The sequence below is a fragment of the Pseudomonas sp. GW821-FHT09E04 genome (genome assembly GCF_059416185.1).
The window spans coordinates 264712-279039 of sequence record NZ_JBWKOR010000007.1 but is presented as its reverse complement, the minus strand read 5'-3'; the positions used below and the strand labels follow the sequence as shown (position 1 = coordinate 279039).

Here is a 14328-nt window from a genome sequence, read left to right as displayed (position 1 = left end):
ACCGGCCTCGTGACAAACGAGCAGGCGAAAAAGAAGGGCACCCGGTGCCCTTCTTTTCTCTGGCTGCCCTTACTGGGCTGACTTCTGCTTCAGTCGCTCGAGGATCGCGTTGGCGCTGCCCTCGTTCGGCGTGATGCCGGCGTCGCGCAGTTTGCGTTCCAGGTCGTTGCCGGTCGTGGCATCGGCCAGTTCGTCCTGAGCGTTCAGCTCGGCGGCGCGTTGCTTTTGCTTCTCCTGCAAGCGGTTCAGGGTGCCGACTGCGGTTTCCAGCTTGCCGTTGGCGCCGCCGCTGGCGATGGAGGCGCTGACTTGCGCTTTCTGCACGCTTTCACGGGCCTTGGCCATGTCCACTTGCTGACGCAGGCTCTTGATCCGCGCTTCGGCCTTGTTGATGTCCTTGCGCATGTTTTCGGCGTAGGTGCCGAACTCGTCGCTCTGGGCCTTCTCGGTGGTCAGGTCGTTGGTCAGGGTCGAAATCGCCTCGGCCACTTCCATCGCCAGGTCTTCACGGCCGGCGTTCAGGGCAGAGACTGCCTTGGCTTCCAGATCCTTGATCTTGGCGTCGTACTCGCTCACGCGGTCGGCGGACAGCTTGTGCTTGGCCATGATGGTGACCAGTTCGCGACGGGCGTTGGACAGGGCGCTGTCGGCGTCACGGATTTCCTGATCGAGGATGCGCAGGGCCTGTTGATCGACGATCGCTTCGCCGACTTCATTGGCGCCGCCGCGCAGCGCGGTGAACAACTTGTTCCAGATGGACTGAGTCATTGGACTTTCCCTGTTGATTACTTGAAGAAATGTTCGAAGGCTTCGCTGGCGCGCTGCACGTTATCGACCAGGGTTTTCACCTCGGTGACCACGTTGGTCAGGCTCGAATCTGCACTCAGCGCGCCGAACATGTTGTAGACAGTCTGGCCGTTGGGCATGGTCTCGATGCCGATCGACGACAGCGGGAACATTTCCCGGCTGCGCAGGACCGCATCGTTGAAGGTGCGCACGTCGGTGATCGAATCGATGTCCACCAGCACGGTGTCGACGATGATCTGCTGACCCGCGATGGCGATGTGAATCGGCAGGCCGCCGAATTCGTTCATTTCCAGCTTGAGGCTGGGTTCGGAGCTCTGGATCAGGGACAGGGTGATTTCTTGCGAAGCCACTTCGTCCAGTGCCTTGAAAGCGTTGTAGAGGCTATCGATGTTCCAGTTGTTGCCTGCGCTCATGTAATTCTCCGACATGAAAGAGCCAGCCAGAATCGGTTGGCGTAGCTGTTGCTCCATTTGCTTGAGCAAGCTTCGGTTCTCCGGAAGCACCCAAGTTTCGTGTTTCACATAACCGGCGGCCGCCAGGCCCGCACGCATCTGCTTCATATAGAAACTCGATGGTTTTTTCACGGACGTTGTCGAGCGTACTCCCTTCGGGCTCTCCGATTTTGTTGCTGGGGAGTTGCTTTTCATGGCGATGACTCTGTTATGAATAACTCACGCGTGAGCCACACTACAACCAATTCAAAGTGCCATCAATGGCTCACGCGTGAGATTTTTTCAGTGCACGAAAAAAGGCCCGCAACATGGCGGGCCTGTGTCTATTGCGAAGGTTCGCGCACGAGAATTAACGGCTGGCGGCGAGGAATTCGTCTGCTGAGACCACGCTGGCGTAGGCAAAACCCAGCGATGACATGAATGCTGCGTGTACATAGGCCGCCGGCACGGTCAGGCCATTGAATTCCAGATCGCGGGTGGCGCAGGCATCGTGGATCACCGTGACGGTGTAACCCAGATCCGCCGCCGCACGGGTGACGCCATCGATGCACATGTGGCTCATGCTGCCGACCACCACCAGTTCCTTGATGTCTTGCTCATCAAGGATCGATTGCAGTTCGGTTTCGCGGAACGAGTTGACGAAGTGCTTGAGCACCACCGGTTCGTCGGCGCGGTTGAGCACCTTGGAATGCAACTTGGCGCCCTCGGAGCCCGGGGTGAAGAACGGCGCATCCGCCGAGGTGAATTCGTGACGGATATGGATCACCGGCTCACCCGCTTCACGGAACGCTGCGATCAGTCGGGCGGCGTTGTCGGCAGCGGCGTCGACGCCAGCCAGCGGCCACTTGCCTTGGGGGAAGTAGTCGTTCTGGATATCGACTACGATGAGTGCTTGCCTGGCCATGGGTGTGTCCTCGAAGTGTTTGTTGGGTGTGGAATCAGTATCGGCGCCAGCTACGTCTTCGAGGATTGGCCGCACCGACAATAGACAGGGGAAAACTGACAATGGGTGTTGAAAGGGCCGTTGCCGAATTGGGCGTGCTGATTTATCCCGGTGCGCAACTGGCGGCGGTGCATGGCTTGACTGACCTGTTCGGCGTGGCCGACCGGATCGCGGTCGAGCATCAGGCCGCGCAATTGCCAAGGCTGCGGGTGAGTCACTGGCAGGTCGAAAACGAACAGGCTCCGGTCAGGGTTTACGACAGTCATCCTGCAGCCGAAACAGGCTTGCTGGCGGTACTGATCCCACCTTCGATCGCCGGGTTCAGTGCAGAGCAGACATCGCCGGGATTGCTGCAATGGCTGCGCGATCAGCATGCCCGTGGCGCGACGCTGGGCGGCGTCTGCGTGGGCTCGTGGCTGCTGGCCGAAAGCGGCCTGCTCAACGGTCGCAGCGCCACCACTCACTGGACCTCGGCCAAGGCGTTTGCCGAGCGTTATCCAGACATCAAACTCAAGGCCGACACACCGATTGTCGATGACGGCGACCTGATCACCACCGCCGGGCTGATGGCCTGGTCGGAGCTGGGGCTGCGACTGGTCGATCGTCTGCTCGGGCCGAGCATCGCCAGCGCCACAGCGCGGTTCCTGGTGATGGAACACAGCGACAGCGCCAGTGCCTGCGGCAGCAATTTCGCGCCGATCCTCAGCCATGGCGATGCGTCGATTCTCAAGGTCCAGCACTGGCTGCAAAGCACCGGTGCGACTGACGTTTCGCTGGCCTCGATGGCTGAGCGCTCGGGGCTGGAGGAGCGCACATTCCTGCGTCGTTTCCGTGCCGCGACCGGCCTGAAACCCACCGAGTACTGTCAGCACCTGCGGGTCGGCAAGGCACGGGAAATGCTCGAGTTCACCAACGGCACCATCGACCATATCGCGTGGACGGTGGGATATCAGGATCCGGGTGCATTTCGCGCCATCTTCAAGAAAATCACCGGGCTGGCGCCGAGCGATTATCGGGCGCGGTTTGGCGTGACACCGCCGACGGCGCTGGCGAGATAGCGTCTGACGGTCGTGCAAAATGCCGGGGCCATGGCGCCGGTCGTGCAGATTGAAACGGGCGGGGTGCCAGTACGAAAAGGCTAACTCACTGATTTGCGTGGGGTTTCACGCGGCAGCCGTTTGGCCTGATCTCTGCACCCTCTGACCTACATTCATCTTGCCGCTGGAAGGGGGACGCATGACCCCGATACCTCGCAACAAAATAGTGGTCGCCCATTCCGTACGCCCCGACGCACCACAACACGAAGTGCAGACCAACAAGGCGCTGGCCCGCTGGCTGGCGCAGATTCTCGGGCTGAAATTCGGTGGCAGCTACGACGCGCAAAAGCATCGTGGTCGCGACCTGTATCTGCTGCCGACCCAAACCATCGTCGGCGCCGCCAAGGCCCATGAACTGGGTATCAAAGGCCCGGACGATCTGTGGGGCGGTTTCGTCGAGCACGATTTCATTTGCACCAAAGCCATCAGCCACGGTTTGCGCAGTCATCTGGCCCGCGCGCCGCAAGGCTGGTCGCCGCAGTTCTCCGAACGCACGCGCAATGTCGTGCTCGACGGGCTCAGCGTGTTTGATCTGAAAGATGCACGACCCGCCGCCGAACATCTGCTGTACAGCGGCCGGATCCGTCTCAAACCAATTCATGCGTGCGCCGGCCGCGGACAGGAAGTGATCAAGAGCCTCGACGCTTTCGACGAGATCCTCACTCGCCCGGACATTGCAAAGCAGTTCAACGAAGGCGTGGTGCTGGAGCAGGACCTGAGCCAGGTAGTCACCCACAGCGTCGGCCAGTCGTTCATCGGCGACCGGGTGCTCAGTTACTGCGGTGATCAATACTTGACCGAAGACGCCCACGGCGAAGATGTGTACGGCGGCTCGAACCTGCTGGTGGTGCAGGGCGGTTACGAGGAACTGCTGACACTGGATCTGCCGGACGATGTGCGACTGGCCATCGAGCAGGCGCAGGTTTTCGACCGCGCAGCGGATGAAGCTTATCCACGTTTCTACGCTTCGCGACGCAACTACGACATCGCCCAGGGCCTGGACAGCGATGGTCAGCAGCGCAGCGGCGTGCTCGAACAATCCTGGCGCATGGGCGGCGCGAGCAGCGCGGAAGTGGCGGCGTTGCAGAGCTTCGTCAACGATCCGTCGATGTGCGCGATCCGCGTCTCGTCGGTAGAAACCTACATCGAGCAGGCCCTGCCGGCGGATGCCATCGAGGTCTATCGCGGCCCGGCCGAGAACAGCGACTTTCTCCTCAAATACGTGACGGTCAAATCCTATGACGGCTAGAAGCGAAAGCGTTCAAATCGACATTGATGACGAACAGATGAGTGGGACGTTCCTCAGTCCCAAATCGAAAGTCCCCGGCGTGTTGTTCGTGCACGGCTGGGGCGGTAGTCAGGAGCGGGATCTGGAACGGGCCAAAGGCATCGCCGGCCTGGGCTGCGTGTGCCTGACGTTCGATCTGCGCGGGCACACCGGCGGTACCGGCATTCCGCTGAGCCGGGTCACCCGTGAAGACAACCTGCGCGACTTGCTGGCGGCCTACGACCGGCTGCTCGCGCACCCGGCGCTGGACACCTCGGCCATCGCGGTGGTCGGCACCAGCTACGGCGGTTATCTCGCTTCGATCCTCACTTCATTGCGCCCGGTGCGCTGGCTGGCGCTGCGGGTGCCGGCGCTTTATCGCGACGAACAATGGCACACGCCCAAGCGCGATCTGGACAAGGCTGACCTGCGCGATTATCGCGGTACGCTGGTACGCGCCGACAGCAATCGGGCGCTGCATGCCTGCTCGCAATTCACCGGGGACGTGCTGCTGGTGCAATCGGAAACCGACGATTACGTGCCCCACGCGACGATCATGAGTTACCGCGCCGCGTGTCAGCAGACCCACTCGCTGACGCACCGGATCATCGACGGCGCCGACCATGCCCTGAGCGACCCGACCTCGCAGCAGGCGTACACCTCGATCCTGGTCGACTGGATCACCGAGATGGTGGTGGGCGAACGGTTGAGCATCATTCAGTCGCGCTGATCAGATTTGGGTTTCTTCTCGATCCGCAATGCCTTGGCCTTGGCTTCCACCACCAGGTACATCAGCACGGTAATCAGCAGCGGCAGCAGGAAATAGATCGCCCGATAGGCCAGCAAGCCTGCCACCAGACTGCCGCGCGAAGCCTCGTGTTGCAGCAGCGCGACGAACACCGCTTCGAGTACGCCGAGCCCGGCCGGAATGTGAGTGATGACCCCGGCAATCGCGCTGATCAGCAGCACCCCGAGCACCAGTGGGTAGTCGAGTTTGTCCGGCAGCAAGGTGAAAATCACCGCCGCCATCAACGACCAGTTCAGCGCGCCGAGCAACAGTTGCAGGACGGCCATGCGCAGCGACGGCAGGTTGATTTCCACCCCGCGAATCGACCACTCGCGCCGCCGGGAAAACTGGCAGGCGACCAGGTAACCGGCACTCAGCAACAGCAGCAAAACGCCGATGCCCTGCAACGCATCGCTGCTGACTTTCCAGCCCGGCGGCATGCTGACCAGACCGCTGCTGAACACCGCGCCGGCGATGGTCATGTAGCCGAACCAGTTGGTGGCCAGGCTCAGCCCGAGGATCTTGGCGATGTTGCTTTTGCTCACGCCGAGCCGTGAGTACAACCGATAGCGCATGGCAATCCCGCCGACCCACGCGCTCAGATTGAGGTTGAATGCGTAACTGATGATGCCCACCGGCAGGATCTGTTTCCAGGTCAGCTCCTGGCGAATGTAAGTGCGGCCGATCAGGTCGAAACTGGCGTACACCAGAAAGCTCAACAGCGTCAGGCTGGAAGCGATGATCAGCGTGCGCACCTTGAAGTCGGCGAGGGTTTGCAGCACCTCGGTCCATTCAATGCGCTGGGCGAATAGCGTTAACAGGACGATCAGCGCGAGGAAAAAAAGGAGCGTCAGCGGACGCTTCCAGCGGCTCCAGCGAGATGTGGCAGCGGGTTTCAAATGTGTGGCGGCGGGAGCATCGGAGCGGCTCATGACGGATCGCTCCCGGCAGTGTGAATGAAGGGCTTCAGCCGAGGCTTGTGCGCCGGCAGCCAGCCGGCCATGGCCGGGAAATGACGCAGGAAGTGAAACACCAGAAACCCCACGGTCATGTGCCAGAGACGTCCACGCGGCGACTTGCTGGCGTCCATCGCTTTGCAGTGGTTGTTGCTCAGATCTTCGAGACGCTCAAACAGATGACAATTGAAGACCCGGTCACGGATCAGCACGTTTGCTTCCAGGTTCAGTGACAGGCTCAGCGGATCAAGATTGCTCGACCCCACGGTGCTCCATTCCTCATCCACCAGCGCCACTTTGCCGTGCAGCGGCCGCTCGCAATATTCGTGGATCTGCACCCCGGCCTTGAGCAGGTAGTCGTAGGTCATGCGCGCTGCGAGTTTGGCCACCAGCATGTCCGGCTGGCCCTGCAGGATCAGCCGCACATCGACGCCGCGCCGGGCCGCGTTGCGCATCTCGCGCAGCAAGCGATAACCGGGAAAGAAATAGGCATTGGCGATCACCACCCGCCGCCGGGCGCGGCGCAATACCTGCAAATAAACGTCTTCGATATCGGTGTGGTGCTGGTCGTTGTCGCGGAATACCAATCGCACCTGACCGTCATGTTCGGTGAACGCCATCTCCGCCCGCCGCTGGCGTCGACGCTGCCACCAGAACCGCGCCCGGCCGGGACGACCGCTTTGCAGCAGGGCGAAGTGATGGATGTCGGCCACCGCCGGGCCCTGAACTTGCACCGCGTAATCCTGCTTCGCCTCGGGGCCGAAATCCGCTAGGTGATCGCCGGAAAAATTGATCCCGCCGACGAACGCAATCAGCCCGTCGACCACCACGATCTTGCGGTGCAGGCGCCGGAACCAGTTGGTGCGAAAACCCAGGCGTTTGGGCGCTGGGTCGAAAATTTGCAGGTGCACACCGGCCTCGCTCAACGCGGTGAGATAGCCGGTGCTCAGTTCGCCACAGCCGAAGCCGTCGAGGCTGACGGTGGTGCGCACGCCACGCCGGGCGGCGTCGATCAGAATCTGCTGCAACTCGTTGCCGACCTTGTCTTCGAAAACGATGAAGGTCTCCAGCAGGATTTCACTCTTCGCTGCGCGCATGGCGTCGAAGACTCGCGGGAAATACGCCTCGCCGTTTTCCAGCAGTTCGACGCGGTTGTTGCCCTGCCAGCCATAGTCGACATCGACGTGACCGGGCTCGCGGATCGGTGGGGTGATGGTGATCGGTTCCACGGCGGATTTTTCCAGCGGCGCGCTGCTCATAGTTCGATCTCCACGGACAGCGGCACATGATCGGAAAGGTGTGACCAGGGTCGGTTGGCGAGCACCTTCGGCTGGCTGGTCTTGAGGTTGCGCACGTAGATCCGGTCCAGCCGCAACGCCGGCCAACGCGCCGGAAAACTGCGCGCCGGTTTGCCCTGATGTTCGGCAAACACTTCACGCAGACCGCAAGGTTCCAGCAGGGCATCGGCGCGCTGGCGCCAGTCGTTGAAGTCGCCGGCGACGATCACCGGTGCATCGTCGGGCAGGTCGGCGAGGCGTTTTCGCAGCAGTTTCAGCTGTGCGTTGCGATGACTTTCACGCAGGCCCAGGTGCACGCAGATCGCGTGCAATTCGCGAGCGTCTCCCGGCAGGCGCAGCACGCAATGCAACAGGCCACGGTTTTCATGACCGCTGATGGAAACGTCGAGGTTGTCGTGGCGCACGATCTGGAATTTCGACAGCAGGGCGTTGCCGTGATCGCCCTCCGGATACACCGCGTTGCGCCCGTAGGCGAACTGCGGCCACAGGCTGTCGGCGAGGAACTCGTATTGCGGCATCGTCGGCCAATTGTTGTAGCGCTTGGGATGGTGTTCATGGGTGCCGTGGACTTCCTGCAGGAACACCACGTCGGCGGACACGCTGCGGACTGCTTCGCGCAGTTCCGGGAGAATGAAGCGCCGGTTCAGCGCGGTGAAGCCCTTGTGGGTGTTGACCGTCAGCACGGTAAAACGACGCACCGTGGTGATGACGGTGGCCTGTTCATCGGTGACGCCGACCGGCTCGGGAATGCTCATGACGGCATGCCCGCAGGGGTGTGGCGCTTGACGCGCCAAGGGGCAGGGCGCCCCTTTGAGTCATCGATGCGAATCGCCGCCATGCCGTCCTCCCGTCGAAAGTCCTCGTACCGCCTCTGTCTATTGGTGACTGCGGGCGGTTCGAGAAAGTTTCGGCGGGACTACGGACGGTCGGTATTCGCCGGATCAGTGGCCGGTAATGACGCGAGCAGAGCCTTCAGCGGGTTCGGCATACACCGGACCCAGCCGGTCGAGGCGACCGCTCAAGGCTGTCAGGGCCAATGCCACCAGCACCACCAGCCCGCCGATCCACGCGGTGTGGATCAGGCCGATGTGTTCGACAATCAGCCCGCCACCCCAGGCACCGCCGGCGATCCCGAGGTTGAACGCCGCAATGTTCAGCCCTGAAGCCACATCGACTGCCTGCGGCGTGTGATGTTCAGCCTGACGCACCACGTACACCTGCAAACCCGGCACGTTGCCGAAGGCGACTGCGCCCCAGACCAGCACGGTGGCCAGCGCCAGCCACGGGTTGCCGGCGGTGAAAGTGAGCACGAACAGCACGGCGGCGAGCAGGGCGAAGATGATTTTCAGGGCGCTGATCGGCCCGCGCTTGTCGGCCAGTTTGCCGCCCCAGATATTGCCGACGGCGACCGATACGCCGTACACCAGCAGCACCAGGCTGACCGTGCCGGCGCTGAAGCCCGAGATGTCCTGAAGAATCGGCGCCAGGTAGGTGAAGGCAATGAACGAGCCGCCGTAACCGATGGCGGTCATGGCGTAGACCAGCAGCAGGCGCGGCTGTTTGAGCACCTGCAACTGTTGCAGCAACGAAGCCGGCTTGCTGTGGGCGATGTTTTTCGGCACATACAGCAAGCTGCCGATGAACGCGATGACGCCCAGCGCCGACACGGCGAGGAAGGTTTCACGCCAGCCGAAATGCTGACCGATGAACGTGCCCAGCGGCACGCCGGTGACCAATGCCACGGTCAGGCCGGTGAACATGATTGCAATCGCGCTGGCGGCCTTTTCCTTGGGCACCAGGCTGGTGGCAATGGTCGAGCCGATGGAGAAGAACACGCCGTGGGCAAGGCCGGTGACGATCCGCGCCAGCACCAACGATTCATAACTCGGCGCCAGCCAGGCCAGCAGGTTGCCGAGGGTAAACAGCACCATCAGCAACAGCAGCAACAGTTTGCGCGGGACTTTGCCGGTGAGCGCGGTCAGCACCGGCGCACCGATGGCCACGCCGAGGGCGTAGAGACTGACCAGCAGACCGGCGGACGGCAGACTGACGCCAAGATCGGCGCCGATGGTAGGAAGCAGGCCAACGATGACGAACTCGGTCGTCCCGATGGCAAATGCGCTAAGCGTCAGCGCGAGCAAGGCAATGGGCATGACAGCACTCCGGTTGAGGATTGAATGGAGCGCAGTGTCGGGGTTTGGGGAGGGAGGAAAAATACAGGGATGGGCATTTGATATTTGACCTGGGAGCAAAGATCAAACGCTGCCCTCAAGGCGTTCTTGAGCTCAATGCCGAATCAGTTTGTTGCGCACCTGTTCCATGGAGACCTGATCCAGCTCCGGCCAGAACTGCTGCTTGCCGGCAATCTCGGCCGCCACCGGCAACCCGTCGCGATACACCAGCCGGTTGCTCGCCAGCGCCGGCACTTTCGCGCCCGGCAACAAAGTGCCGGCGAGGTTCAGCGGATCGACCCCGCACACCGCGATCAGGCTGCCGTCATGGGGGCGACGGCGCACTTCGCGCAGCAGCGGAATCGCCTCGGGCAGGGCGAATTGTTCACCGGCCAGGCCACTGACAAACCGCCCGCCGCGAATCTCGCCCCGGGCCTCCAGCCGGTGAAAGGTGCGCAGGAGTTCGCGCCAGCTCGGCAGCCAATCGGCTTCGCGTTCCAGCAGGCGCCAGAACACCACGCCGTATCGGCGCAACAGAGTCATGGCGATGTGTTCGAGTGTCTCGGGCGGCGCTGTCTGGCTGCTTTCCGCAACTGACCCACGACGTAAAAGCGCCCAGCGCCCGGCATCGTCCATGCCACCCACGAACGCCCCGCGCCCGCGTCGACTGCTGCGCTGCTGGCGCTTGCTCGCCGGGGTGATCAGTGCCCGCAGCCCGGCGAAGCTGTCGGCATTCACCAGACCTGCGCCGACCAGTTCCTGCAAGGCGATTTCCAGTTCGGTGCGCAGCAGGTGCGCTTCATGAATCAGCTCATCGAAAAACAGCGCCCCGTGCTGACTGAGGGCCTCGAAGACTTTCTGCGTTTTAGGCGACAGTTCACTGATCGGCGTCTGCTCGGCCAGTGCACTCCACAACCCGACCTGACTGCGCGGCAACAGCACCACGGGCGTACTGCGCAGCGCCGTGCCGCTGGTTTTTTGCCGGGCGCTGAGGCGTGTCCACACCAGTTTTCCGCTGCGGCACAAATCATCCAGCCAACTCGGTGAATAGTCCTTGAGCCGCGCCGGAAGAATGTCGCTGTCCCACGCCGAGGCGGCAGCCGGATAGCCTTCGAACTGACCGACAATCGCCGGCAACACGGCGCTGCCCTGACCCCGGGTGGACGGGGAGACATGCTGCCAGTCGAACAGGAAACGCATGAAATCCTGCAACGCCACCGGTTCGATTTCCCGGCGCAGGCGCTTGACGGTGTAGCGGTGAATTCGCGCCAGCAGATGCCGTTCGCACCATTCTTCAGTCTTCAGCCCCGGCGTGAATTGACCGCGCAGTACATAGCCTTCGCGTTCCAGTCGGGCGAGGGCTTGATGGACGTGAGCGGGCAGCAATGACAGCGGTTGCGCGATGGTCTCCAGTGGCAGCGGGCCGAATGCACTCAGTCGTGCGCGGATGACTTCCACCAAGGCATCGTCGGCGGTCCAGACTTCATCAAAACCGGGCAGGGCTTGCAGTACTGAAGATGCCTGTGGATAAAGCGCTTGCAGACAGGTCAGGCGTTCTCGCGCCAACCAGAGCGAATGCTCGGGATCGATTTGCAGTTGGCAGGCTCGACCCGTGTCGGCCAACGCATTCAGCCAATCGCGCCAATGCAGGTTGGCCTCGACTTCGCGGTCGCTGATGCAGGCCAGGCTCATCAGCGCTTCGTGCATTTCATCGGGGCTGTTCGGCGTTGGCCAGGCTTCTTCACGTACGGCGGTGATCGCGTCGGCGTCCAGCGCACCGAGGTCATCGGTGGATTGTGGATCGCTCCAGCGGCGGTTGAGCACAGCCTGGGTGCGACGCTCTTCCAGCGGCGCGTCGTCGAGAAAGGTGTAGGGGCGTGCGCTGAGGATTTCCGCCGCCAGCGGCGAGGGCGCCGGCAGATCGCGGGCGATCAGGCGCACTTCGCCGCGTTCCATCCGTCGCAGGAGAACGAGCCAGCCCTCGCTGTCCATCGCTTCGTGCAGGCAATCGTCGAGGGTCTGTTCCACCAGCGGATGCTCGGGGATTTCCCGTTCGCCGGCGAGATTTTCCAGGCAGGCGATCTGATCGGGAAACACGCTGGCGATCAGGTCTTCGCTTTTCATTCGCTGCAACTGCGGCGGGACTTTTCGCCCGCCGACAAAGCGCGGCAGGGCCAGCGCCACCCCGGCGTTCCAGCGCCAGCGTACGCCGAACAACGGCGCATCCAGCACCGCTTGAATCAGGATGTGCTCGGCGCTGTTGCTGTGCAGATAACGCCAGACTTCGTCGAGTTCGAAACTGTGGCTGGTGGACAGCGACAGCACGATGGCGTCTTCGCTGGCGGCGGCCTGCAATTCGAAATTGAAGGTGCGGCAGAAGCGCTTGCGCAGGGCCAGGCCCCAGGCGCGATTGATACGGCTGCCGAATGGCGAGTGGATGATCAGTTGGGTGCCGCCGGATTCGTCGAAAAACCGCTCCATCAGCAGCGTGTCCTGGGACGGCAGGGCGCCGAGGGAGAGGCGGGCTCGGGCCAGATAATCCACAAGCTGTTCGGCGCTGGCCAGGTCCAGTCCCAGGGTTGCGGTCAGCCAGTCGAGGGCCGGTTGCAGGTCGCCGGGGCTGGCGCTCAGCAGTTGATCGAGCTGTGCCTGCAGGCGGGCCACGGCCATCGACAATTCGGCGCTGCGACCGGGCGCTTCGCCGAGCCAGAACGGAATGGTCGGCGGTTGGCCCTGGGCATCCTCGACCCGCACCTTGCCGGTTTCCACCCGCAGGATTCGGTAGGAGGTGTTGCCGAGCTGGAACACATCGCCGGCAATGCTTTCCACGGCGAAGTCTTCGTTGACGCTGCCGATGTTCAGGCCCTGGGGTTCCAGCAGCACGCTGTAGTCGGCGTTGTCGGGGATGGTGCCGCCGCTGGTCACGGCCGTCAGCCGCGCACCGCGTCGTCCGCGCAAGGTTCGGCTCACGGCATCGCGGTGCAGGTAGGCGCTGCGGATGCCCTGACGGCCGTTGTAGCCCTCGGCGAGCATGGTCAGCAGCGCCTGATAATGCTTTTCGTCGAGGTCGGCGTAGGGTTCCGCGTGACGAAGCAGTGCGAGCAACGCGTCCTCGGCCCACTCCTGGCAACTGACCTCGGCGATGATCTGTTGCGCCAGCACATCCAGCGGCGCTTCGGGGATGTGCAGGGTGTCGAGTTCGCCCCGGCGCACGCAGTCGAGCAGCGCGGCGCATTCGATCAGGTCATCGCGGGTGGTGGCGAACAGGCGCCCCTTGGGCGTGCCGCCAACCTGGTGTCCGGAACGGCCGACCCGTTGCAGAAAACCGGCAATCGAGCGCGGCGAAGCGATCTGGCACACAAGGTCGACTTCACCGATGTCGATCCCCAGTTCCAGCGATGCAGTGGCGATCAGCACTTGCAACTCGCCACGCTTGAGTCGCTGTTCGGCGTCGAGACGAAATTCCTTGGCGAGGCTGCCGTGGTGCGCGGCCACCGCGTGTTTGCCGAGGCGTTCGCTCAGGTGCCGGCTCAGGCGTTCGGCCAGGCGCCGGGTGTTGACGAAAATCAGCGTGGTGCGGTGTTCGCGGGCGAGCGTGGCGAGTCGGTCGTAGACCAGCTCCCAGACATCATTGGCCATGACCGCCGACAACGGCACCGGCGGCACTTCGATGCCCAGATCCCGTGGACGGGCGTGGCCGATGTCGATGATTTCGCAAGGGCGCTCATGGCCGACCAGAAACCGTGCGACCGCATCGATCGGTTTTTGCGTGGCCGACAGGCCGATGCGGGTCAGCGGTTCGGCGCACAGCGCCTGCAAGCGTTCGAGGCTCAGGGCCAGGTGGCTGCCACGTTTGCTGGCGGCAATGGCGTGGATTTCATCGACGATCACCGTGCGCGTGGTGCCGAGCATTTTGCGCCCGGACTCCGAACCGAGCAGTACGTAGAGCGATTCCGGGGTGGTCACCAGAATGTGCGGCGCACTTTTGCGCATGGCGGCGCGGTCTTTTTGCGGGGTGTCACCGGTGCGTACGGCGGTGGTGATTTCCAGTGCCGGCAGGTCCATTTGGCGTAACTGGTCGGTTATTCCGGCCAGCGGATTTTGCAGGTTGATGCGGATGTCGTTGGACAACGCCTTGAGCGGCGAAACGTAGACCACCAGCGTCTCGTCCGGCAGACCGTCCGGGGTTTCCAGGCCACGGTGGACCAGATCGTCGAGCACCGCGAGGAATGCGGTGAGGGTCTTGCCGGAGCCGGTGGGCGCGGCGATCAGCGTCGAGCGTCGCTGGCGGATCAACGGCCATGCGCGGGCCTGGGCGGCGGTGACCGTCGCGAATGTGCGGCTGAACCAGGCGCTGACAGCGGGGTGGAAGCCTGCCAGGGCCGCGTCCTTGGGGAGGGGCAGATTCATGGCTTCAGTTATGCGGGTGAGCGGGCGAAGTTGCAAGTACCGCTGGGGATCTACACTTTACGGGTGACGGTTGCGCACTAAACCCGCAAAATGCAACGATTCCGGCAATTATCGACGACGGTGCCACACGCATCGTCGCT

11 protein-coding genes are annotated in these 14328 nt (G+C 62.7%); 3 read left to right on the top strand and 8 right to left on the bottom strand.

The window, feature by feature from the left end; genetic code table 11:
* Positions 1-69: 69 nt before the first annotated feature.
* The 3 genes from AC07N4_RS25275 to AC07N4_RS25265 form a co-directional block, all read right to left on the bottom strand.
* Entirely contained in the window at positions 70-768 is a 699-nt protein-coding gene (locus AC07N4_RS25275) for a PspA/IM30 family protein (protein ID WP_273538177.1), read from the bottom strand.
* A gap of 17 nt (positions 769-785) precedes the next feature.
* A complete protein-coding gene (locus AC07N4_RS25270) occupies positions 786-1454 on the bottom strand; it encodes a YjfI family protein (RefSeq protein WP_493066427.1) in 669 nt (222 codons plus the stop codon).
* Positions 1455-1608: 154 nt separating this feature from the next.
* Positions 1609-2163: a cysteine hydrolase family protein gene (locus tag AC07N4_RS25265; protein WP_096820732.1), complete on the bottom strand. Its 555-nt coding sequence runs from the start codon at positions 2161-2163 to the stop codon at positions 1609-1611.
* A gap of 101 nt (positions 2164-2264) precedes the next feature.
* On the opposite strand from AC07N4_RS25265, the gene AC07N4_RS25260 reads away from it, so the two are divergent.
* From AC07N4_RS25260 to AC07N4_RS25250, 3 genes are all read left to right on the top strand, one after another.
* The gene (locus AC07N4_RS25260) at positions 2265-3260 is read left to right on the top strand and encodes a GlxA family transcriptional regulator (protein ID WP_102620882.1); all 996 of its coding nucleotides are present in this window, start codon (positions 2265-2267) and stop codon (positions 3258-3260) included.
* 178 nt (positions 3261-3438) lie between these two features.
* The gene (locus AC07N4_RS25255) at positions 3439-4548 is read left to right on the top strand and encodes a DUF3182 family protein (RefSeq protein WP_493066428.1); all 1110 of its coding nucleotides are present in this window, start codon (positions 3439-3441) and stop codon (positions 4546-4548) included.
* Positions 4538-5296 (top strand): alpha/beta hydrolase family protein, encoded by a 759-nt coding sequence (locus tag AC07N4_RS25250; protein WP_096820735.1) that lies wholly within the window; start codon positions 4538-4540, stop codon positions 5294-5296. Before AC07N4_RS25255 ends, AC07N4_RS25250 begins: the two co-directional genes overlap by 11 nt.
* Here the strand turns inward: AC07N4_RS25250 and AC07N4_RS25245 are convergent.
* The 5 genes from AC07N4_RS25245 to AC07N4_RS25225 form a co-directional block, all read right to left on the bottom strand.
* Positions 5284-6285 (bottom strand): lysylphosphatidylglycerol synthase domain-containing protein, encoded by a 1002-nt coding sequence (locus AC07N4_RS25245; protein WP_493066429.1) that lies wholly within the window; start codon positions 6283-6285, stop codon positions 5284-5286. The two genes, AC07N4_RS25250 and AC07N4_RS25245, sit on opposite strands and share 13 nt — an antisense overlap.
* Entirely contained in the window at positions 6282-7568 is a 1287-nt protein-coding gene (gene clsB / locus AC07N4_RS25240) for a cardiolipin synthase ClsB (protein WP_493066430.1), read from the bottom strand. Before clsB ends, AC07N4_RS25245 begins: the two co-directional genes overlap by 4 nt.
* On the bottom strand, positions 7565-8362 hold the full coding sequence (locus AC07N4_RS25235) for an endonuclease/exonuclease/phosphatase family protein (protein WP_096820738.1): 798 nt from the start codon (positions 8360-8362) through the stop codon (positions 7565-7567). The genes clsB and AC07N4_RS25235 overlap by 4 nt, the downstream gene beginning before the upstream one ends.
* A gap of 186 nt (positions 8363-8548) precedes the next feature.
* Entirely contained in the window at positions 8549-9760 is a 1212-nt protein-coding gene (locus AC07N4_RS25230; RefSeq protein WP_493066431.1) for an MFS transporter, read from the bottom strand.
* A gap of 132 nt (positions 9761-9892) precedes the next feature.
* Positions 9893-14188 carry a DEAD/DEAH box helicase gene (locus AC07N4_RS25225; protein ID WP_493066432.1) on the bottom strand — a complete coding sequence of 1432 codons (4296 nt, stop codon included), beginning with the start codon at positions 14186-14188 and terminating at the stop codon, positions 9893-9895.
* Positions 14189-14328 lie beyond the last annotated feature (140 nt).